This is a genomic window from Pseudomonas anguilliseptica, from assembly GCF_021375795.1.
Classification (GTDB): Bacteria; Pseudomonadota; Gammaproteobacteria; order Pseudomonadales; family Pseudomonadaceae; genus Aquipseudomonas; species Aquipseudomonas anguilliseptica_A.
This window is the reverse complement of sequence record NZ_JAEIOI010000005.1, coordinates 133,013-152,909: the sequence shown is the minus strand read 5'-3', so window position 1 is coordinate 152,909 and position 19,897 is coordinate 133,013. Positions and strand designations below refer to the sequence as shown.

Sequence of the window (19,897 nt, the reverse complement as noted above, 5' to 3'; positions counted from 1 at the left end):
GCCCTAGCATTGATGAGTAACCTGATGAACTGGACGTGGTTTCACAAACTCGGCTCGCCCAAATGGTTTTATGAAATCAGCAGCCGCTGGTTGCCCTGGTTGGCCCTGGCCGCCGCTGTGCTGCTGGTGGTCGGCTTGGTCTGGGGGCTGGCTTTTGCGCCGCCGGATTACCAGCAGGGCAACAGCTTTCGCATCATTTACATCCATGTGCCCGCGGCGTTTCTTGCTCAGTCGATCTACGTGATGCTGGCGGTGGCCGGCATTGTCGGCCTGGTGTGGAAGATGAAGCTGGCCGATGTCGCCCTGCAGCAGGCTGCACCGATTGGTGCCTGGATGACGGTGATCGCCCTGGTAACCGGCGCGGTGTGGGGCAAACCAACCTGGGGCACCTACTGGGTCTGGGATGCCCGCCTGACTTCGATGCTGATTCTGCTGTTCCTGTACTTCGGGGTGATCGCCCTGGGCAATGCCATCACCAACCGTGACAGCGCGGCCAAGGCCTGTGCGGTATTGGCCATCGTCGGTGTGGTGAACATCCCGATCATCAAATACTCGGTGGAGTGGTGGAACACCTTGCACCAGCCGGCGACCTTCAGTGTGGTGGCCAAGCCGGCCATGCCGTTCGAGATGTGGATGCCGCTGCTGATCATGGTGCTGGGCTTCTACTGCTTCTTTGGTGCCGTGCTGCTGATGCGCATGCGTCTGGAAGTGCTTAAGCGCGAGGCGCGCAGCAGTTGGGCCAAAGCCGAGGTCAAGGCGCTGGTGGAGAAAGGCCAATGAGTTTTGCCAGTTTTAGCGACTTTATCGCCATGGGCACCCATGGGCCTTATGTCTGGTCCTGTTATGCCATCAGCCTGGCTGTGCTGGCGCTGAATGTGGCGCTGCCAATCCTGGCACGTCGCCGTTATCTGCAAGACGAGGCGCGTCGTTTGCGCCGGGAGGAGTCGAAGTGAACCCCGTGCGTAAAAAACGCCTGTATATCGTCCTGGCCATCATCGCCGGTGTCGGCATCGCTGTGGCCCTGGCCCTGAGTGCGTTGCAGCAGAACATCAACCTGTTCTACACGCCGACTCAGATCGCCAACGGCGAAGCCCCGCAAGATACCCGCATCCGTGCCGGTGGCTTGGTCGAGGAGGGTTCGGTAAAGCGCTCCAGCGACTCCCTGGACACCGATTTCGTCGTTACCGATGGTGCCAAGAGCGTGACCATCCGCTACAGCGGCATCCTCCCGGACCTGTTTCGTGAAGGGCAGGGCATTGTCGCCATGGGCAAGCTCGACGCTAATGGCGTGCTGATTGCCGATGAAGTGCTGGCCAAGCACGATGAGAATTACATGCCACCTGAAGTCATGCAGGCGCTGGAAAAAAGCGGCATGAAACAGCAGCACGACGCGGCCAAAGCGGCCAAGCAGGCGTCCCCAGCGGAGTACGCACAATGATCCCCGAACTTGGCCATCTGGCGATGATCCTGGCGCTGTGCATGGCGCTGGTGCAGGCGACGCTGCCGCTGATCGGTGCCTGGCGCGGTGATCGTCAGTGGATGAGCCTGGCGCAGCCGGCTGCCTGGGGGCAGTTCGCCTTTATGCTGTTCGCCTTTATCTGCCTGACCTACGCCTTTATGGTTGACGATTTCACCGTCGCCTATGTGGCTAACAACTCCAACAGCGCACTGCCCTGGTACTACAAGTTCAGTGCCGTGTGGGGCGCCCACGAAGGGTCGCTGCTGCTCTGGGGGCTGATCCTCGCCGGTTGGACCTTTGCCGTGTCGATCTTCTCGCGGCAGTTGCCGGAAGAGATGCTCGCCCGCGTGTTGGCCGTGATGGGCATCATCAGCATCGGTTTTCTGCTGTTTCTGATCATCACCTCCAATCCGTTTGAACGCTTGCTGTTCAATACCCCGGCTGATGGCCGCGACCTCAACCCACTGTTGCAGGACTTTGGCCTGATCATCCACCCACCGATGCTCTACATGGGTTATGTCGGCTTCTCCGTGGCCTTCGCTTTCGCCATTGCCGCCTTGCTCGGCGGCAAGCTCGATGCGGCCTGGGCGCGCTGGTCGCGGCCGTGGACTATCGTTGCCTGGGCCTTCCTCGGCATCGGTATCGCGTTGGGCTCGTGGTGGGCCTACTACGAACTGGGCTGGGGTGGCTGGTGGTTCTGGGACCCGGTGGAAAACGCCTCCTTTATGCCCTGGTTGGTCGGCACTGCGTTGATCCACTCCCTGGCGGTGACGGAAAAGCGCGGCGTGTTCAAAAGCTGGACTGTGCTGCTGGCGATTGCCGCGTTCTCCTTGAGTCTGCTGGGCACCTTCCTGGTCCGTTCCGGGGTGCTGACCTCGGTGCATGCCTTCGCCAGTGATCCTGAGCGCGGCGTGTTTATTCTGGTGTTTCTGCTGATCGTGGTGGGCAGCTCCTTGGCGCTGTTTGCCATCCGTGCACCGGTGGTGAAGAGCCAGGTTGGTTTTGCCCTGTGGTCGCGGGAGACCCTGCTGCTGGTCAACAACCTGATTCTGGTGGTGTCCGCTGCGATGATCCTGCTCGGCACCCTTTACCCGTTGGTGCTGGATGCCACCACCGGCGCCAAGTTGTCGGTGGGCCCGCCGTACTTCAATGCCTTGTTCGTACCGCTGATGGGCCTGCTGATGGCGATGATTGCGGTTGGGGTGATCGTGCGCTGGAAGGATACGCCGCTGCAGTGGCTGCTTGGCATGCTCGCCCCAGTACTGATCGGCAGCGTGGTGCTGGCGCTAATCGCCACCTTCCTGGTCGGTGATTTCAACTGGGCAGTGCTAGGTGTCTGCCTGTTGGCGGCCTGGGTGGTGCTGGCCGGTGTACGCGATATTCTCGAAAAGACCCGCCATAAAGGTCTGCTCAAAGGTCTGCCAAGCCTGACCCGCAGCTACTGGGGTATGCAGATGGCCCACCTGGGCATGGCGGTGTGTGCCCTGGGCGTCGTGCTGACCAGCATGGGCAGCTTCGAGCGCGATATGCGCATGGCGCCGGGCGAGTCGGTGGAGATCGGTGGTTATCAGTTCACCTTTGAGGGTGCCGAGCACTTCGAGGGGCCGAACTTCACCTCGGACAAAGGCACCGTGCGTATTTTCGAAGATGGCAAGCAGATCGCTGTGCTCCACCCTGAGAAGCGCCTGTACACCGTGCAGCAGTCGGTGATGACAGAGGCCGGTATCGACGCCGGGATCACCCGTGACCTGTTCGTTGCCCTGGGCGAGCCGCTGGGGGAGGGTGCCTGGGCGGTACGTGTGCACATCAAGCCGTTCGTCCGCTGGATCTGGTTCGGTGCGCTGCTGATGGGCTTTGGTGGCTTCCTGGCGGCGGCTGACAAGCGCTACCGGATGAAGGTACGTACCCGCGTGCGTGACGCACTGGGCATGGCGGGGGCGCAGGCATGAAGCGTTTATTGCTGCTGTTACCGCTGCTGATCTTTCTTGGTGTGGCGGTGTTTCTCTACCGTGGGCTGTTTCTCGATCCTTCCGAGCTGCCCTCGGCGCTGATCGGCAAACCACTGCCGGCCTTCTCCCTGCCGGCGGTGCAGGATGGCAAGCTGCTTACCGAGGCTGATCTCAAGGGCAAGCCGGCGCTGGTCAACGTCTGGGCCACCTGGTGCGTGGCGTGTCGCGTTGAGCACCCGGTGCTGAACAAGCTGGCCAAACTGGGCGTGACCATCTACGGGGTCAACTACAAGGATGACAACGCCGCCGCGCAGAAGTGGCTGGTGGAGTTTCACGACCCCTATCAGCTGAACATCAACGATGCGCGTGGCACCCTGGGCCTGGACCTGGGCGTGTACGGTGCACCCGAGACCTTCCTGATCGACAAGGACGGCATTATCCGTCACAAATTTGTCGGTGTGATCGATGAACGTGTCTGGCGCGAACAACTGGCCCCGCTGTATCAGGCCCTTGTCGATGAGGCCCAGCCATGAAGCGTCTGCTGAGTGCTGCGGTGCTGGGCCTGGCTTTGCTGGGCACTGCCCAGGCCGCTATCGACACCTACGAATTTGCCACTGAGGCCGAGCGCGAGCGTTACCGCAACTTGGTGGAAGAGCTGCGTTGCCCCAAGTGTCAGAACCAGAACATCGCCGACTCCGATGCGCCGATTGCCATGGACCTGCGTGCGCAAATCTATCGCATGCTGGAGGAAGGCCAGAGCAATGAGCAGATCATTGATTTTCTGGTCAGCCGTTATGGCGATTTCGTGCTCTACAAGCCGCCAGTCACCGCGCGCACCTTGCTGCTGTGGTATGGCCCGGCGGGTTTGCTGGCCGGCGGTTTCGTCCTGCTTGGGGTCATCCTGTTGCGTCGTCGTAGCAAGCCGGGTGTTGTCGCCAGCGGCCTGTCTGCCGATGAACAGCAGCGCCTGACTGCTCTGCTTAATCAAACGCCTGTGGATAAGAAAGACTGATGATTGAATTCTGGTTGTGCGCCGGTCTGCTGTTACTTACGGCCCTGGCGTTTCTGCTGATTCCGGTGCTACGTGGCCGCAAGGCGCAGGCTGAAGAAGACCGTACGGCCCTCAACGTGACCCTGTATCAGGAGCGTTTGCAAGAGTTGCAGGCGCAACACGCAGCAGGTGCGTTGAATGATCAGCAACTGGCCAGCGGCCGTGATGAGGCGGCCCGTGAGCTGTTGGCCGACACCGAAGGGGCGTTGGCCAAACCGACCCAGCGTACGCTGGGTGGCAAGATTCCCTTGATCGCCGCCTTGCTGATGCCCTTGTTGGGTTATGGCCTGTACTTGCACTGGGGGGCCATCGACGACGTTGAACGGGCGCAGACCTTTGCCGCGCAGCCGAAGACCATCGAGGAAATGACCGCGCGCCTGGAAGCAGCGGTCAAGAGCAACCCCGAATCAGCCGAGAGCTGGTACTTCCTGGGGCGCACCTACATGGCCCAAGAGCGGGCGGCTGATGCGGCGCTGGCCTTCGAGCACGCTGTCGGTGTGGCCGGGCGCGAGCCGGAGCTGCTCGGGCAATGGGCTCAGGCGCTGTATTTCGCCAGTGACAAGCAATGGACTGCACAGCTACAGGCGTTGACCGACGAGGCCCTGAAAGCCGACCCGGCCGAAGTCACCAGCCTGGGGCTGCTGGGGATTGCCGCCTATGAAAGCGGCAAGTTCCAGAAAGCCATCGGTCACTGGCAGCAACTGGTGGCCGTGTTGCCAGCTGAAGACCCGTCTCGCCAGGCCATTCAGGGCGGCATTGAGCGTGCGCGTGAACAGTTGGGCGAGCCCGCTGCCGCCGCGCCAGCGACCAGCCAGGGCCTGACGGTGCGAGTCGAGTTGGCGCCAGCGCTGCAGGCCAAAGTGCAACCAGGCGATGCGGTGTTCGTGTTTGCCCGTGCGGTTTCCGGCCCGCCCATGCCGCTGGCGGTCAAGCGCTTGAGCGTGGCTGACCTGCCGGCTGAAGTCAGTCTGTCGGACAGCGATGCGATGATGCCGCAGCTGAAAATCTCCGGTTTCGAGCAGGTGCAGCTGGTCGCGCGGATCTCGCGCAGTGGCAATGCCACCGCCGGCGAGTGGATTGGCAGCAGCCAGCCGCTGGCCAGCAAGAGCACTGAGTTGCAGCAGTTGCTGATCGACAGCGCCGACAGCAAAGCGCCATGAGGGCGTTGCTGCGGGGTGTCGTACTCGCCGGTCTGCTTGGGCTGACGGGTTGCGTGCAGCTGCCGCTGGCCACTGTGCCCGTCAACACGCCGAGCGGCAGCAGCAATCACCCGCGCTTTGCTCCACCACCTGGGGTGCAGAGCCGTTGGGATGCAGCACTGGGTGTGTACGTGGTGGCTGGCAGCGCTGACCTGTATTACCGCGAGCGCACCTATTATCGCTGGAATGACGGCTGGAGCTGGGCGAGCACCCCGCAGGGGCCCTGGTTGCCTACCGACAGCAGCGGCGTGCCGCCTGGGTTGTATCGTCGTTACGCGCACTAGTCACGCACCAGGCAAAATAAAAGGCCGCCGCAGTTCGCACTGTCGGCGGCCTTTCTATGTGTGGCGTTACTCGGCAATCTGCAGCTTGCGTGACTCGTGATAGAAGAAGCGAATCTTCTCGTATTCGAAGGGCGAGTTGAGCTGGCCGTAGCGGAAGTTCACCGTGGAGCGCTGATCGACCACTTCCAGCAGGGTGATTTCCGGATGGCTGGTGCTGGCCTCGGCCACGTTCAGCCAGTTGATCTGGCTTTTCGCGGCAAAGTCCGCCACCAGGCCGCCGGTATCACGCAGGTTCGAGGGCCCCAGCAATGGCAGGATCAGGTACGGCCCAGCCGGTGTGCCGTAGTAGCCGAGGGTCTGACCGAAGTCTTCCTTCTGTTTGGGCAGGCCCATGCGCGTGGCCGGGTCCCACAGGCCGGCCACGCCGATCGTTGTATTGAGCAGCAGGCGGGCGGTGGTCTGCATGGTGCGCTTGCCCTTGAGCTGCAGTGCGCTGTTGAGCAGGTTGGGTACATCACTCAGGTTGCTGAAAAAGTTGCTGATGCCGTTTTGCACCAGAGTGGGGGTGACATAGCGATAGCCATCGACAATCGGCAGGAACACCCACTCATCGAAGCGGTAGTTGAAGTGATACACGCGGCGGTTCCATGACTCCAGTGGGTCATAAACGTTCAGAGCGGAGAGGGTGGAGCGCTCGAATTCGCGCTGATCCAGCCCCGGGTTGAACTGCAGGTGCTGCAGCGGCCGCTTGAAGCCATCGGCATCGGCGCTGTGTTCGGCGTTGGCCAGGTTGCTGCCCAGCAGCAGGCCAATGAACAGGGCAAGGGAAAGAGGCTTAGCCACGGAAGAACTCCAGCATGGCGTCGCTGTTGACGCGGTAGTTGAGGTTGCCGCAATGGCCACCCAGCGGGTAGACCGTCAGCCGTTCACCAAAGGTGCTGCGCAGGTAGCCCAGGTCGCCAGGGCCGAGAATCACGTCATCGGCGTTGTGCATGACGGCAATCTTGCTGCTGTTTTTCAGGTAATCGGTCAGGGCATACAGGCTGACCTGGTCAATCAGTTGCGCCAGGCTGCCGCCGTCATAGCGGGCTCGCCACATGGGGATGAGCTGCTCGGTCAGGTAGCAGTCAAAGTCGCATTGCAGCGCGCGCTTGAAGAAGGGCGTCAGGCTGGTGCCTTCCTTGATCGGGTAACTGACCGGGGTGATCAGCCCGCGTCGGTTGATCAGGTCCGAGGTGAAAGCGATATCGGCGGAGGAGAAGCGGAACGCTGCGCCGATCAGCATGGCCATCTGCTCGTCGCTGAGTTTTTCCTTGGAATTCTGGAAGTCATAGAGCAAGGCGTCGTTGATATCGACATAGCCCTTGTCCTGGAAGTAGCGAGTGAGCTTGCCCAGCACCAGTTCATAGAAGGTGGTGCTACTGTCGATGCCCTTGACCTTGGTTTGTACCAGACGGTCAAGATTGCTGACCGAGGTGTAGAGATTGACCGGCGGGTTGAGCAGCAGCACGCGCTTGAAATTGAAGCTGCGCCGGGTTTCGTCCAGCTCGCTGACAAAGGCTGCCTGCAGCGCGCCCAGGCTGTAGCCGGTGAGGTGGAATTCACTGACTTTCAGGCGTGGATGCTGTGCCCGCACGGCCTGCATGGCGCGGTACAGATCGTCAGCGTCATCGCGGGTAATGCCGGGGGTGGCAAAGCGCGAGGCGGCTGTCATGAAGTCATAGCTGGTGGGTGATGACAGCTGCACCACATGGTAGCCGGCGCCGTAGAACAGCTTCTTCAGGTATTCCGGGGTACCGCTGGCGTAATGTGCACCGGTGCCGGCAATGATAAAGATCAGCGGCGCTTCGCCTGACTGCTTGGCCAGGCGATAGCGCATCTTGGTGACGGGCCAGAAGTTCTCCGGTACCTCGAATTCGCGCTCCGGGCGCAGTTTGGCCTGGTAGTCCGCCTGGTTGATATCGGCATCGGCGGGCAGTGTTGGACGCAGTTCGGGCGGGGTGGTGGCCAGAGTGGCCTCGAACGGGTTGCTCAGCGGGTAGCCATAGCTATTAACGTCGATATCGGCCGCGCTGACTGAGGCAGTCAGGGCCAGGCAACTGAGCAGGGCAAGCAGACGAGGGACAGGCGACATGGCGAAATCTCTTGAGAGCTAGGTAGTGCTGCGGGCTACGCGGCTCGATTTGACCACACAAGCCAGGTTAAGTGCCGTTGAGTTATAGCGCTGAAGTTTTTCAGGCGAAAGTGTCACTGTTTAATGGCTGGCGCTCAGGGCACTACCTGTAAGTTTTCGACCCAGATCAGCTCGCAGGCACCATCCCCGGTGTCTTCGCGGCTGAGTGAGCTGATCCAGCGATAGCCATCGTCGCCGTCAACCCGCACCAGTTGCCCGGCCAATCGAATCTGTTGGCCCGGTTTGAGTTTGCTCAGGGTTTTCGCCACCTCTGCTGTGGCCGGGATCATATGCATGTTGGCGCTGTTGATCTCGATCTGCCTCCGCTCGATCGGCAGTTGTTCGGCGCGCCAGAAGTACCAGCGGTTGCGCTGGCTGATGCTGATATGACGCAGCACCTCGGGGTTGGCCATCGGCCCCCAGCCGAGTGCCAGGTCGGTGGGCGAGAGCTTGGCACCGCGGTCGAAGTAATAGTCTTCACGGCCGAGAATCCGCGCCTCCAGCTGGAAGTCTTGCAGGTGGCTGAGGGTGTGCTCGGCCACGCGCCAGCTGCCGTTCTGCTGCGCAGTGCGAGGCGGCAGGTTGCCGGGGCTGGGGAGCAGGATCACCCAGAGCATCCACAGGGCAAGCAGGCCGGCAGTGATCAGGATTAGACGACGGATAGGCATGGGCAGAGTCTAGGGCCTATTGGCATTGTATTCACAGCCCTGCGCGTGTGAATGACTTGCGGCAAGGTAGCTGTGTTACTGCGACAAGCACGTTTGCCTGAGATGCAGGGGGGTGTTATCCGCAGCGCGGCGGCTTATCCTACGCAGCCATTTTCTTGCCCCGAGCTTTTATATGCCGCGTTACCTGCCCCTGGCCCTCGTGTTGATCGCAGCTGCCCTGAGTCTGACTGCCAGTCTGCTGCTGCGTTACCAATTGATGGAGAACGAGTTGTGGGTAGGGGTGTGCGTGGCAGAGCCGCAGCGCCTGAGCTGTGAGGTGCGGGCGCTGTTCGGCTGGCTGATCCACTTCCGTGTACTGTCGCTGGGGGCATTGGGCTGCGCGCTGTTGGCCTTTGTCCTGCCTGGCGTGTGGGGGCAGCGTCTGGCGGTGCCAGCCTTGCTGCTGGGCCTGCCAGCATTGGTGCTGTACAGCGCCAGCCTCGCGGTTTTTGCCGTGGTGCTGGCGTTGTTGCGTTTGGTGCGTGCGCCTAAAACCGCTTGATCAGGCGGTTTGCGCCTTGGCCCGCAGGCTGCGCCACAGTGCAGCGACCAACAAGGCGCTGGTCAGGGCCCAGCCCAGGGCTTGCAGGTTGCTGAGGGTTTCCTGATACAACTGCGGGGCGATACCTGCACCGATCAGCAGGGCCAGCAACGCTACTTCGCGGCGGTAGCCGCTGACGGGCTGGCACAGGTACACCACTGCCGGCAGCAGCAGCGCGGCGCTGGGGAAACTGCGGTAGCGCGCGTCCATCACCAGCGCCAGCATCATCACGGCTCCGGCAAAGCCGCTCAGCACCAGCCACAGCGCTGCCTTGCTGCTTAGCCACTGGCGCAACTGCAGGCGCCAGCCGCTTGTCTGGCTGAGTTGCAAGGCCGCATGGGCCAGTACCAGCAGGTTGAGCGTGATCAGCGCCGCGCCCCACAGCCACTCACCCAGATAGCGGCTGGTCACCAGCGTCAGCTCTGCAAACAAGCCGATACAGCCAGCCCCTAGGGCGGCCAGCAGGGGCAGCAGCAGGGCGGCGCGGGCCGATTGCGGGCGGCCGGCAAACAGCAGCGTGGCAACAAAGAGGATCAGGCTGGCGGCCAGCCAGACCGGCCAATGCGGCAGGTTGGAAACTGCTCCTGCGAGGATCGACTTGTCCTGGCGGTCGGTGTCATACAGCCCCCAATAACCGCCTACGGCACCTTCGCTGATGCGCTTCCAGGGCTGATCGAAGGCTTCGATCAGGTTGTAGTGCCAACCATTCTGCTCGGCCATGGCGACAAAACCACGGATGAATTTGGCCTGGTTGACCAGGCTGGGTACGGCGGTCTCGCGTTGACGCCCTTCGCTGGGCCAGCCGGTTTCACCGATCAGGATGTCCTTGGGTGCATAGGCATTGCCGAAGGTCTGGCGCACCTCGGCGACTTCATGCAATGCCGTTTCAATACCGGCCGGGTTGTCTTCCCAGTAGGGCAGCAGGTGGATGGTGATGAAGTCCACTGCGGGCGCAACTTCGGGGTGCTTGAGCCAGAACTCCCAGACATCGGCATAGGTCACCGGCTGCTGGATCTGCGCCTTGACCTGCTCGATCAGCGCTACCAGTTGCGCGGCCGTGACTTCCTTGCGCAGCAGGGCCTCGTTGCCGACGATGACTGACTGGATGACATCAGGATGGGCGTTGGCCATCTTTACCAGCCCGGCAATTTCAACGGCAGTGTCGGCCGGACTACGGCTGACCCAGGCACCGGCAATCAACTTCAGGCCGTGTTTGCGAGCGATATTCGGCAGTTCCTCAAGGCCCGTCACCGAGTAGGTGCGCAGACACTCGAAGCGCTCGGCCAGCAGAGCCAGATCCGCTTCCATGCGCTCGGGACGCAACTGCATGGGCTGATCGAAGGGTGATTGGTCCTTGTCGAACGGCGTGTAAGAGGCACATTGCAGCTTGTGCGTTGGCGTGGCGGCGTCCGCCAGTTCAACCGGTTGGCCAATGCCGAACCAGAGCCCACAGAGGGCCAGCAGACCGAGTAGAAAGGCCAGTGCATAGGGAGCAGCGGGAAAGCGGGAAGTGGCGGGCATGATACGTGCGCGTATGGTGACGGAGGCGCGCATAGTAGCGGATTGCACGGTTTCCCGGCTGGCTGTTTTTATCGTTCAGACAATGCCATTGGCATCCATCTGCGGCGCTTATGCCTGGTGATGCAACCAGGCGTGTTTGGGCTGCTTGGGGGCTTGTGCGGAGTGTCCCTCGAACCGCTGCCAGACTTTCTCGTGAAAGTAGAAACCCACCGAATTGCACAGCGGCTCAATGGCGGCCACCAGCCCGCTGGCGGCAACGCTGCCGGTCAGTGCGTAGGTCACACCGAAGGCGATGCAGAAGTGCATCAGGGTAAATGTCAGTGTCTTGAGCATGGCCCACCTCGAGTGAGAATTGTTCTTCATTGAGATGCAGCGTAGTGGCTCAATATCTATTGGGAAAATGTTGCATTTGAATTGCTTTGATAGTTTTTATCGATTTACCTGGTGCGGGTAATAAAAAGCCCAGCACTAGGCTGGGCTTTTGAATTTGGCTCCGCGACCTGGACTCGACAGCGCAGCTGAACGCGCTTTAGCGCGGCCCCGCAGGGGGAGAGCGAAGCGAGTAACCTGGGACGCAGTCCCTGGTGAGAGTCCGCAGATACAAAAAAGCCCCGGTATTAACCGAGGCTTTTGAATTTGGCTCCGCGACCTGGACTCGACAGCGCAGCTGAACGCGCTTTAGCGCGGCCCCGCAGGGGAGAGCGAAGCGAATAACCTGGGACGCAGTCCCTGGTGAGAGTCCGCAGATACAAAAAAGCCCCGGTATTAACCGAGGCTTTTGAATTTGGCTCCGCGACCTGGACTCGAACCAGGGACCCAATGATTAACAGTCATTTGCTCTACCGACTGAGCTATCGCGGAACAACGGCGCGTATCCTACTGATTAGAAAGGGGAAGTCAATACCTGATCGACTTCCCCAGTGAGTCATAGAACCGCAGCGATGGCCTGGGTAACAGCGGGCAGGTTGCGCTGGTTCAGCGCGGCCACGCAGATGCGGCCGGTGCTGACGGCGTAGATGCCGAACTCGGTTTTCAGTCGCTCAACCTGCTCGGCGGTAAGGCCCGAGTAGGAGAACATGCCGCGCTGCTGGGCGACAAAGCCGAAATCGCGTTTGCAGTTCAGTGCCGCCAGCTGCTCGACCATGGCCATGCGCATGCCGCGAATACGCTCGCGCATGCCGGCCAGCTCTTCTTCCCACAGGGCGCGCAGTTCAGGGCTGTTAAGCACGCTGGCGACCACAGTGGCACCGTGGGTCGGTGGGTTGGAGTAGTTGGTGCGGATCACGCGCTTGGCTTGCGACAGCACGCGACCGGCTTCTTCCTGGCTGCCGGTGACGATGGACAGCGCGCCGACGCGCTCGCCGTACAGCGAGAAGGACTTGGAGAACGAGCTGGAAACGAAGAACGGGATGCCCGCTTGAGCGAACAGGCGCACGGCAAAGGCATCCTGCTCGATACCGTCGCCAAAGCCCTGGTAGGCGATGTCGAGGAACGGCACGTGCTCACGCTCGCGCAATACCTCCAACACGGCTTTCCAGTCGTCCAGCGACAGGTCGACACCGGTCGGGTTATGGCAGCAGGCGTGCAGCACGACAACCGAGCGTGCAGGCAGATTTTTCAGGTCTTCGAGCATGCCGGCACGGTTAACCCCGTGGCTGGCTGCGTCGTAATAGCGGTAGTTCTGTACCGGGAAACCGGCGGACTCGAACAGCGCGCGGTGGTTTTCCCAGCTTGGGTCGCTGATGGCGACCACGGTGTCGGGCAGCAGGCGCTTGAGGAAGTCCGCGCCGGTTTTCAGTGCGCCGGTGCCACCGACGGCTTGAGTGGTGATCACTCGGCCAGCGGCAACCAGCTCGGAGTCGGCACCCAGCAACAGTTTCTGCACAGCGCTGTCATAGGCGGCAATGCCTTCAATGGGCAGGTAACCACGCGGAGCGTGGGCTTCAATCCGGGCTTTCTCGGCTTCGGCTACGGCGCGCAGCAGGGGAATGCGGCCTTCCTCGTTGTAGTAAACGCCAACGCCCAGGTTGACCTTGGTCGCGCGGGTGTCGGCGTTGAATGCTTCATTGAGGCCCAGGATGGGGTCGCGCGGAGCCATTTCGACGGCGGAGAACAGACTCATGGATGCGGCAGCTCGCAGAGGAGAAGTTGAGTATCAGGCAACACCCTGCTAGGGGTTGCGTAAGTGGGCCGGTAGTATACCGGCGCATAACCTGTGCTGCGACAGCAGGCACACGCTTTTCACCGGTTTTGACGTAGGCTTTCAGGCCGCGTCACACCCGCTTGTCGAGGTTTGTCATGTCCGAGTTTCAATTGGTCACCCGTTTCCAGCCGGCCGGCGATCAACCCGAGGCGATTCGGCAGATGGTCGAGGGGCTGGAAGCCGGTCTCTCGCACCAGACCCTGCTGGGCGTGACTGGCTCGGGCAAGACCTTTTCCATCGCCAACGTGATTGCCAAGGTGCAGCGCCCGACGCTGGTGCTGGCGCCGAACAAGACCCTCGCCGCGCAGCTGTATGGCGAATTCAAGAGCTTCTTCCCGAACAACGCGGTGGAGTATTTCGTCTCCTACTACGACTACTACCAGCCGGAAGCCTACGTACCGTCGTCGGACACCTTTATCGAGAAGGATGCCTCGATCAACGACCATATCGAGCAGATGCGCCTGTCGGCGACCAAGGCGCTGATCGAGCGCAAGGACGTCATCGTGGTCTGCACCGTGTCCTCGATTTACGGCTTGGGCAGCCCCGAGGAGTACCTGAAAATGGTCCTGCACCTCGACCGGGGCGACAAGATGGATCAACGCGCACTGCTGCGCCGGCTGGCCGAGTTGCAGTACACGCGCAACGATATGGACTTCGCCCGCGCCACCTTCCGTGTGCGTGGTGATGTGATCGACGTTTTTCCGGCGGAGTCGGACCTCGAAGCCATTCGCATCGAGCTGTTCGACGACGAGGTGGAGAGCATCAGCGCCTTTGATCCGTTGACCGGTGAGGTGATCCAGAAGCTGCCGCGCTTCACCTTCTACCCCAAGAGTCACTACGTCACCCCGCGCGAAACCCTGCTGGAGGCGGTTGAGCACATCAAGGTCGAGTTGCAACAGCGTCTGGACTACCTGCGCGGGGCGAACAAGCTGGTGGAAGCGCAGCGCCTGGAGCAGCGCACGCGCTTTGACCTGGAGATGATCCTCGAGCTGGGCTATTGCAACGGCATCGAGAACTACTCGCGCTACCTCTCCGGCCGTCCGGCCGGCGCGCCGCCACCCACCCTGTACGACTACCTGCCGGACGAAGCGCTGCTGGTGATCGACGAGTCCCACGTCTCGGTACCGCAGGTTGGCGCGATGTACAAAGGTGACCGTTCGCGCAAGGAAACCCTGGTCGAGTATGGCTTCCGCCTGCCATCGGCGTTGGACAACCGGCCGATGCGTTTCGAGGAATGGGAAGCGGCCAGCCCGCAGACCATCTTTGTGTCTGCCACACCCGGGCCTTACGAGGCCGAGCATGCTGGGCGGGTGATCGAGCAGGTGGTGCGGCCGACGGGTCTGGTTGACCCGCAGATTGAGGTGCGTCCGGCGCTGACCCAAGTCGATGACCTGCTTTCGGAAATCCACAAACGCGTGGCCATCGAAGAGCGCGTGCTGGTCACCACGCTGACCAAGCGCATGGCTGAGGACCTCACCGATTACCTGGGCGATCATGGCGTCAAGGTGCGCTACCTGCACTCGGATATCGACACAGTGGAACGGGTCGAGATCATTCGCGACCTGCGCATCGGTGCATTCGACGTGCTGGTCGGCATCAACCTGCTGCGCGAAGGCCTGGATATGCCGGAAGTGTCGCTGGTGGCGATTCTCGATGCGGACAAGGAAGGCTTCCTGCGCAGCGAGCGTTCGCTGATCCAGACCATTGGCCGTGCGGCGCGCAACCTCAACGGTAAGGCGATTCTGTATGCCGACCGCATGACCGGCTCGATGGAGCGCGCCATCGGTGAAACCGAGCGGCGGCGCAACAAGCAGATCGCCTTTAACGAAGCCAATGGCATCGTGCCCAAAGGTGTATTCAAGGATGTTCAGGACATTCTCGAAGGCGCAGTCGTGCCCGGCGCGCGCAGCAAGAAGCGCAAAGGCATGGCCCAGGCCGCCGAAGAAAGTGCGCGCTACGAGAACGAGCTGCGCTCGCCGAGCGAGATCACCAAACGTATTCGTCAGCTGGAAGAGAAGATGTACGCCTTGGCTCGCGACCTGGAGTTCGAGGCGGCGGCGCAGCTGCGTGATGAAATCCAGAAGCTGCGTGAGCGGCTGTTGCAGGTTTGATTGAGTGTCGTCGGATGACGAAGTGAACAACTTGTAGGAGCCAACTTGCTGGCGATGCTCTTGATCCAATGATCGCCAGCAAGCTGGCTCCTACGGTTTATCAGCGGCGGCCAAAGATGATCAACACCACGCCGCTCAGAGTAATGCCGCAGGCCAGCATCGCCAGCAGACTGAGGCGTTCATCCAGCAGCAGATAGCCCAGCAGCAGCGCCACCACCGGATTGACGAAGGCGAAGGTCGATACCAGGCTCGGCCTGACCTCGCGCAGCAGCCAGAAATACGCCGGGTATACGCCGAGGCTGACCGGCAGTACCAGATACGCCAGCCATAGCCAGGCATTAGCGCTCATCGCGCGTAAGTCGAGTGCCTGCCAATCGCCGTGCCACAGGCCGAACAGCGCCAGCAGCAACGCACCGATCAGCATTTGCAGGCTCAGCCCCAGCCAGCTGGAGCGAAAGGCTGGGCGCTGACGCATCAGCCAGGCGCCGCCCGCCCAAAGTAGCGTGGCGAATACCACCAGCAAACCGGCGAACCACTGTTCGATGGAGGCGCTGTGGTCCAGGCCGTTGTTCATCAGCAGCACGATGCCGCCGCAGGCCAGGGCCAGACCGCACATCACCCACAGTGGCGGGCGCTCACCAAGCAGCCATTCCAGCGCCACGCTCCACAGCGGCAGGGTGGTGTAGAGCATCGCCAGCATGCCGGTGGGCAGGTACTGGTTGGCGTAAATCAATGCGCCCTGGCCGACTGCAATCAACGCCAGGCTGCCGATCAGCACGCCGCCCCAGTCGCTGCGCTGTATGCGCAGTTGCCCGCTGAGCAGCACCCAGGCCAGCGCCAGCAGACCGGCAATCGAGAAGCGCAGGCTGCCGATGACGAACGGCGGTACTTCCAGCAAGAGAAAGTGGTTGGCCAGGTAGGTGGTGCCCCAGCCGATATAGATAGTGGCAAAGGCGATGATCAGCAGCAGGCTGCGGGCGGGGGAAGAACTCGTGGGCATGAACAACCTGAATACAGGATGCGCCGCCAGGCGGCGCAAATAGTTAGGCTTGGGGTGCGGTCGCAGGCTTTAATGCGCCGCGCCGCCGGTGGCGCCGGCAGGCAGTTTGCGCGTCAGTAGCACCGCCAGCATGCTGATGCCAAGGGCGATGCCGATGCAGTGGAAGGCGTCATTGTAGGCCATGATCGCCGCCTGTTGATGGGTGATTTCGCTGAGCTTGGCCAGGGCTGCCTGTTCACTGCCGAGCTTCTCCGTCAGCAGCGCCAGGCGTTCGGCGACCTGCGGGTTGCTCGGCACCAGCGACTCGCGCAGGTAGTCGAAATACACCTTGGCGCGGCTGTCGAGGAGGGTGGCAAGCAGGGCGATGCCGATGGCTCCGCCAAGGTTGCGCAGGATGTTGAACAGGCTCGACGCCGAACCGGCATCCTGCGGCAGGGTGTAGGCGGTGGCGATCAGTGAGATGGTCACCATCACCAATGGCTGGCCGAGTGCACGCAGAATCTGGATGTGGTTGAACTGCTCGCCAGCGAAGTCCGGATTGAGCACCCCGGAGAGAAAGCTGGCGCCGCCGAACAGGCCAAAGCCCAGGGCGCACAGCCACTTCGGCGAGATTTTCTTCATCAGCAGCGGCACCAGCGGAATCAGAAACAGCTGCGGCACGCCCATCCACATGATCACTTCGCCGATTTGCAGGGCGTTGTAGCCCTGGATCTGCGCCAGGTACAGCGGTAGCACATAGATCGAGCCATACAGCCCCATGCCCAGGCCGATGCTGGAAATACTCGACAGGCCGAAGTTGCGTTCGCGCAGCACGCCGAGGTTGATCAGCGGGTTGGGTCGCGAGATTTGCAGGATGACGAACAGCACCAGGCTGATCGCGGCCACGGTACCCAGCCCGCTGATCAGGCTGGATTCCAGCCAGTCCTTGCGGTGGCCTTCTTCGAGAAACACTTGCAGGCAGCCCAGGCCCATGCCGAGGGTGACGATGCCGGCGTAATCGGTGTTTTTCAGCAGCTGCCAGTCAGCGGGCTTTTTCTCCAGGCCATACATCAGCCCGGCGATCATCAGCAGACCGGGCGGCACGTTGATATAGAAGATGTATTCCCAGCCAAAGTTTTCCGTCAGCCAACCGCCCAGGGTCGGGCCAATCGACGGGGCGAAGGTAGCGGTCAGGGCGAACAGCGCCATGCCCTTGGCGCGGTGGTGTTCCGGCAGCTTGATCAGGGTCAGGGTGAACGCCAGGGGAATCAGCGCGCCGCCGGTGAAGCCCTGCATGGCGCGAAACACAATCATGCTCTCCAGACTCCAGGCCATGGAGCACAGCAGCGAGGAGGCGAGAAACCCCAGTGATACCCACACCGCCAGGCGACGTGCCGAGAGCAGCTGGACCAGCCAGGCGGTGAGCGGAATCATGATGATTTCCGCCACCAGGTAGGAGGTGGAAATCCACGAACCTTCTTCCAGGGTGGCCGACAACGCGCCCTGGATGTCTTTCAGCGATGAGTTGGTGATCTGGATGTCCAGCACGGCCATAAAGGCGCCGAGCATCACACTCATCACCGCGATCCAGTCGCGCCGGCTCGGCTCGCCGGTCGGGCGGATCAGGGCATCAGCTGCCATGGTGCGGCTCGGACTGCAGGTCGACCTTGACCTCGACCGACATGCCCGGACGGATCAGGCCTTTGAGTGGGTTGTCGGCGGCAAAGGTGAGCTTCACCGGGATGCGTTGCACCACCTTGGTGAAGTTGCCTGTGGCGTTGTCTGGCGGTAGCAGGCTGAACTGCGCGCCGGAGGCGGCAAACAGGCTGTCGACCCGGCCTTCGATCGGCGTGTCGGGGAAGCTGTCGAAGGTCAACTCTGCTGTCTGCCCAGGGCGCATCTGACCGATCTGGGTTTCCTTGAAGTTGGCCTGGATCCAGATGTCCTGATCCGGCACCAGCGACAGCAGGTAGGCACCGGTCTGCACGTACTGACCGTGGCGCGCTGCGCGCTGGCCGACAAAGCCGCTGATCGGCGCGCGGATTTCGGTGCGGGCGATATTCAGCTCAGCCTGAGCGAGGTCGGTGCGTGCGCTGCTGATCTGTGCTTCCAGGCGTTTGATTTCGGCGTGCAAGGTGTTGACCTGCTGGCGCTGTGCCTGCAGGTCGGCTTGCGCTTTGCTCACTTGCGAGCGGGCGATGCGGCTGTCGGCGGCCAGGGTGGTGACGCGTTCTTCGGAGACGAAGCCGGGTTTGCGCAGGGTTTGTGCGCGCGAGAGGTCGATCTGCGTACGCCCCAGGGTGGCCTGGCTGGCTGAAACGTCGGCCTGGCTAGCGGCAATCAGGCTGGCCTGCTGATCCAGAGTGCTGCGTGCTTGGCTGAGTTCGGCTTCACGGGTGGCCAGGGTCGCTTCGGCACGCTGCTTGGCCAGTTGGAAGTCGGCGCTTTCCAGCACCAGCAGCAGTTCACCCTGTTCGACGTGCTGGTTGTCCTGCACCAAAACCTGCTCGATGCGCGCGCCGAGCTGGCTCGAAACACGGGTGATTTCACCCTGCACGTAGGCATTGTCGGTGCTTTCGAGGTGGCGGCCGACCAGCCACCAGTGGCCGAACAGGCTGGCGACGATCAGGGCGAGGAGGGCCAGAAAGATAAACAGGCGGCGTTGCAGTTGGGCAGGCATGGCAGGTGCTCGAAGGTCGGGCAAAAATTGTAAGTGAATTTAACAGTGTTCCTTTCTCGCCTGTAGTCGCTAGACTTCAGAAACTTTGTTGCTTATAGGGAACAATAATGGGGCTGGATGATGCGCTGATCTTCACTCGCGTGGTCGAGTGCCACAGTTTTACCCAGGCGGCTCAGGGGCTGGGCATGCAGAAGTCGACAGTCAGTCGACGCATTGCCCTGCTTGAAGAGCGCCTGGGTGTGCGCCTGATCAATCGCACCACGCGCAAGTTGCGCTTGACCGAAGTGGGGCAGGCTTATTACGAGCGTTGCCGACAGATCATGCTCGACTTCGCCGAGGCCGAGCAGGCGGTGATGCAATTGCAGTTGGCGCCTGCGGGCCTGTTGCGCATCACGGCGCCAATTGAATTTGGCCAGCTGTTTCTCGGTCGGGTGCTGGGCGACTTTATGCGTCAGTACCCGCAGATCACGGCGGAGGTGGAGCTGACCTCGCGGCGCGTCGATCCGGTCGAGGAGGGCGTGGACATCGCCATTCTGGTCGGCCAGCCGCAGGACTCCACCCTGATTGCGCGCAAGGTCTATGAAACCAGTCGGCGCTTGTATGCCAGCCCGGACTATCTGGCCCGGCACGGCACGCCGCAGACAGTTGCCGAGCTGGCCGGGCACCGCGCGGTGTTGCTGCCGAATGATTCGACGCGTTACTGGCCGCTGGAGGGCGAGCACATTGCCTGCCAGGGTGTGCTGTCGTGCAACAACATCACCTTTGCCCGCGAAGTGGCCATGGCGGGTGCCGGGATTGCCGGCCTGCCGATCATGATCTGCGAAGCGGCGGTGCAGGCCGGGCAGTTGGTGGCACTGCTCCCCGAGGCCCGGCTGTTGGCTGGCGAGCTGTATGCGGTCTACCCGTCTCGACGCTTTCAGGCCATGAAGGTGAAAACCTTTCTCGATTTTCTGATTCGCAGTCTGCCGCTATCCGCGGGTCGGCTGCTGGAGCCGCCCCTGGCAGGCCTGTTAACATCGCCGCCTTAATCCGCGTTCACT

General features: G+C 61.7%; 20 protein-coding genes and 1 tRNA gene. 11 read left to right on the top strand and 10 right to left on the bottom strand.

Annotated features, from left to right (window positions below; all coding sequences use genetic code 11):
* Positions 1 to 21: 21 nt before the first annotated feature.
* The 8 genes from IOD17_RS16660 to IOD17_RS16625 are packed head-to-tail and all read left to right on the top strand — an operon-like array spanning position 22 to position 5,942.
* On the top strand, positions 22 to 780 hold the full coding sequence (locus IOD17_RS16660; RefSeq protein WP_233686240.1) for a heme ABC transporter permease: 759 nt from the start codon (positions 22 to 24) through the stop codon (positions 778 to 780).
* On the top strand, positions 777 to 953 hold the full coding sequence (gene ccmD / locus IOD17_RS16655; RefSeq protein WP_233686148.1) for a heme exporter protein CcmD: 177 nt from the start codon (positions 777 to 779) through the stop codon (positions 951 to 953). The genes IOD17_RS16660 and ccmD overlap by 4 nt, the downstream gene beginning before the upstream one ends.
* On the top strand, positions 950 to 1,438 hold the full coding sequence (gene ccmE, locus IOD17_RS16650; protein ID WP_233686147.1) for a cytochrome c maturation protein CcmE: 489 nt from the start codon (positions 950 to 952) through the stop codon (positions 1,436 to 1,438). Before ccmD ends, ccmE begins: the two co-directional genes overlap by 4 nt.
* The gene (locus IOD17_RS16645) at positions 1,435 to 3,408 is read left to right on the top strand and encodes a heme lyase CcmF/NrfE family subunit (RefSeq protein WP_233686146.1); all 1,974 of its coding nucleotides are present in this window, start codon (positions 1,435 to 1,437) and stop codon (positions 3,406 to 3,408) included. The genes ccmE and IOD17_RS16645 overlap by 4 nt, the downstream gene beginning before the upstream one ends.
* Complete coding sequence (locus tag IOD17_RS16640) at positions 3,405 to 3,941, top strand: DsbE family thiol:disulfide interchange protein (protein WP_233686145.1); 537 nt, start codon at positions 3,405 to 3,407, stop codon at positions 3,939 to 3,941. The genes IOD17_RS16645 and IOD17_RS16640 overlap by 4 nt, the downstream gene beginning before the upstream one ends.
* On the top strand, positions 3,938 to 4,420 hold the full coding sequence (locus tag IOD17_RS16635; RefSeq protein WP_233686144.1) for a cytochrome c-type biogenesis protein: 483 nt from the start codon (positions 3,938 to 3,940) through the stop codon (positions 4,418 to 4,420). The genes IOD17_RS16640 and IOD17_RS16635 overlap by 4 nt, the downstream gene beginning before the upstream one ends.
* A complete protein-coding gene (ccmI, locus tag IOD17_RS16630; protein ID WP_233686143.1) occupies positions 4,420 to 5,619 on the top strand; it encodes a c-type cytochrome biogenesis protein CcmI in 1,200 nt (399 codons plus the stop codon). Before IOD17_RS16635 ends, ccmI begins: the two co-directional genes overlap by 1 nt.
* Positions 5,616 to 5,942 carry a hypothetical protein gene (locus IOD17_RS16625; protein ID WP_233686142.1) on the top strand — a complete coding sequence of 109 codons (327 nt, stop codon included), beginning with the start codon at positions 5,616 to 5,618 and terminating at the stop codon, positions 5,940 to 5,942. Before ccmI ends, IOD17_RS16625 begins: the two co-directional genes overlap by 4 nt.
* Positions 5,943 to 6,008: 66 nt before the next feature.
* Here the strand turns inward: IOD17_RS16625 and IOD17_RS16620 are convergent, their stop codons facing one another.
* From IOD17_RS16620 to IOD17_RS16610, 3 genes are all read right to left on the bottom strand, one after another.
* On the bottom strand, positions 6,009 to 6,785 hold the full coding sequence (locus IOD17_RS16620; RefSeq protein ID WP_418904286.1) for a VacJ family lipoprotein: 777 nt from the start codon (positions 6,783 to 6,785) through the stop codon (positions 6,009 to 6,011).
* Complete coding sequence (locus IOD17_RS16615) at positions 6,778 to 8,076, bottom strand: serine/threonine protein kinase (RefSeq protein ID WP_233686141.1); 1,299 nt, start codon at positions 8,074 to 8,076, stop codon at positions 6,778 to 6,780. Before IOD17_RS16615 ends, IOD17_RS16620 begins: the two co-directional genes overlap by 8 nt.
* A 134-nt stretch (positions 8,077 to 8,210) precedes the next feature.
* Positions 8,211 to 8,783: a hypothetical protein gene (locus IOD17_RS16610; RefSeq protein ID WP_233686140.1), complete on the bottom strand. Its 573-nt coding sequence runs from the start codon at positions 8,781 to 8,783 to the stop codon at positions 8,211 to 8,213.
* A 172-nt stretch (positions 8,784 to 8,955) separates the two neighbouring features.
* Here IOD17_RS16610 and IOD17_RS16605 point away from each other — a divergent pair, with 172 nt between their 5' ends.
* Positions 8,956 to 9,324, top strand: coding sequence for a hypothetical protein (locus IOD17_RS16605; protein WP_233686139.1), 369 nt, complete (start codon positions 8,956 to 8,958; stop codon positions 9,322 to 9,324).
* Here IOD17_RS16605 and IOD17_RS16600 read toward each other — a convergent pair whose 3' ends face one another.
* The 4 genes from IOD17_RS16600 to IOD17_RS16585 form a co-directional block, all read right to left on the bottom strand.
* Positions 9,325 to 10,884: a beta (1-6) glucans synthase gene (locus IOD17_RS16600; RefSeq protein WP_233686138.1), complete on the bottom strand. Its 1,560-nt coding sequence runs from the start codon at positions 10,882 to 10,884 to the stop codon at positions 9,325 to 9,327.
* 108 nt (positions 10,885 to 10,992) lie between these two features.
* Entirely contained in the window at positions 10,993 to 11,217 is a 225-nt protein-coding gene (locus IOD17_RS16595; protein WP_233686137.1) for a DUF2061 domain-containing protein, read from the bottom strand.
* Between the two features lie 452 nt (positions 11,218 to 11,669).
* Positions 11,670 to 11,745, bottom strand: a tRNA-Asn gene (locus IOD17_RS16590).
* A gap of 64 nt (positions 11,746 to 11,809) precedes the next feature.
* Entirely contained in the window at positions 11,810 to 13,006 is a 1,197-nt protein-coding gene (locus tag IOD17_RS16585; protein WP_160015321.1) for an amino acid aminotransferase, read from the bottom strand.
* A 176-nt stretch (positions 13,007 to 13,182) separates the two neighbouring features.
* Here IOD17_RS16585 and uvrB point away from each other — a divergent pair, with 176 nt between their 5' ends.
* On the top strand, positions 13,183 to 15,198 hold the full coding sequence (gene uvrB / locus IOD17_RS16580) for an excinuclease ABC subunit UvrB (RefSeq protein WP_233686136.1): 2,016 nt from the start codon (positions 13,183 to 13,185) through the stop codon (positions 15,196 to 15,198).
* Positions 15,199 to 15,298: 100 nt separating this feature from the next.
* Here uvrB and IOD17_RS16575 read toward each other — a convergent pair whose 3' ends face one another.
* The 3 genes from IOD17_RS16575 to IOD17_RS16565 form a co-directional block, all read right to left on the bottom strand.
* Positions 15,299 to 16,198 carry an EamA family transporter gene (locus IOD17_RS16575; RefSeq protein WP_233686135.1) on the bottom strand — a complete coding sequence of 300 codons (900 nt, stop codon included), beginning with the start codon at positions 16,196 to 16,198 and terminating at the stop codon, positions 15,299 to 15,301.
* A 69-nt stretch (positions 16,199 to 16,267) separates the two neighbouring features.
* Positions 16,268 to 17,758, bottom strand: coding sequence for an MDR family MFS transporter (locus tag IOD17_RS16570; protein WP_233686238.1), 1,491 nt, complete (start codon positions 17,756 to 17,758; stop codon positions 16,268 to 16,270).
* Positions 17,759 to 17,807: 49 nt separating this feature from the next.
* Entirely contained in the window at positions 17,808 to 18,857 is a 1,050-nt protein-coding gene (locus IOD17_RS16565) for an HlyD family secretion protein (RefSeq protein WP_233686134.1), read from the bottom strand.
* A 107-nt stretch (positions 18,858 to 18,964) separates the two neighbouring features.
* Between IOD17_RS16565 and IOD17_RS16560 the strand changes: the two genes are divergently transcribed.
* Positions 18,965 to 19,885, top strand: coding sequence for a LysR family transcriptional regulator (locus tag IOD17_RS16560; RefSeq protein WP_233686133.1), 921 nt, complete (start codon positions 18,965 to 18,967; stop codon positions 19,883 to 19,885).
* Positions 19,886 to 19,897: the final 12 nt, after the last annotated feature.

What these genes read in the sequence shown, in the direction of transcription:
- ccmD (WP_233686148.1), top strand. Translation starts at nt 777, where the DNA reads ATGAGTTTTGCCAGTTTTAGCGACTTTATCGCCATGGGCACCCATGGG.
- IOD17_RS16645 (WP_233686146.1), top strand. Translation starts at nt 1,435, where the DNA reads ATGATCCCCGAACTTGGCCATCTGGCGATGATCCTGGCGCTGTGCATG.
- IOD17_RS16640 (WP_233686145.1), top strand. Translation starts at nt 3,405, where the DNA reads ATGAAGCGTTTATTGCTGCTGTTACCGCTGCTGATCTTTCTTGGTGTG.
- IOD17_RS16635 (WP_233686144.1), top strand. Translation starts at nt 3,938, where the DNA reads ATGAAGCGTCTGCTGAGTGCTGCGGTGCTGGGCCTGGCTTTGCTGGGC.
- ccmI (WP_233686143.1), top strand. Translation starts at nt 4,420, where the DNA reads ATGATTGAATTCTGGTTGTGCGCCGGTCTGCTGTTACTTACGGCCCTG.
- IOD17_RS16625 (WP_233686142.1), top strand. Translation starts at nt 5,616, where the DNA reads ATGAGGGCGTTGCTGCGGGGTGTCGTACTCGCCGGTCTGCTTGGGCTG.
- IOD17_RS16615 (WP_233686141.1), bottom strand. Translation starts at nt 8,076, where the DNA reads ATGTCGCCTGTCCCTCGTCTGCTTGCCCTGCTCAGTTGCCTGGCCCTG.
- IOD17_RS16610 (WP_233686140.1), bottom strand. Translation starts at nt 8,783, where the DNA reads ATGCCTATCCGTCGTCTAATCCTGATCACTGCCGGCCTGCTTGCCCTG.
- IOD17_RS16605 (WP_233686139.1), top strand. Translation starts at nt 8,956, where the DNA reads ATGCCGCGTTACCTGCCCCTGGCCCTCGTGTTGATCGCAGCTGCCCTG.
- IOD17_RS16600 (WP_233686138.1), bottom strand. Translation starts at nt 10,884, where the DNA reads ATGCCCGCCACTTCCCGCTTTCCCGCTGCTCCCTATGCACTGGCCTTT.
- IOD17_RS16595 (WP_233686137.1), bottom strand. Translation starts at nt 11,217, where the DNA reads ATGCTCAAGACACTGACATTTACCCTGATGCACTTCTGCATCGCCTTC.
- IOD17_RS16585 (WP_160015321.1), bottom strand. Translation starts at nt 13,006, where the DNA reads ATGAGTCTGTTCTCCGCCGTCGAAATGGCTCCGCGCGACCCCATCCTG.
- uvrB (WP_233686136.1), top strand. Translation starts at nt 13,183, where the DNA reads ATGTCCGAGTTTCAATTGGTCACCCGTTTCCAGCCGGCCGGCGATCAA.
- IOD17_RS16575 (WP_233686135.1), bottom strand. Translation starts at nt 16,198, where the DNA reads ATGCCCACGAGTTCTTCCCCCGCCCGCAGCCTGCTGCTGATCATCGCC.
- IOD17_RS16565 (WP_233686134.1), bottom strand. Translation starts at nt 18,857, where the DNA reads ATGCCTGCCCAACTGCAACGCCGCCTGTTTATCTTTCTGGCCCTCCTC.
- IOD17_RS16560 (WP_233686133.1), top strand. Translation starts at nt 18,965, where the DNA reads ATGGGGCTGGATGATGCGCTGATCTTCACTCGCGTGGTCGAGTGCCAC.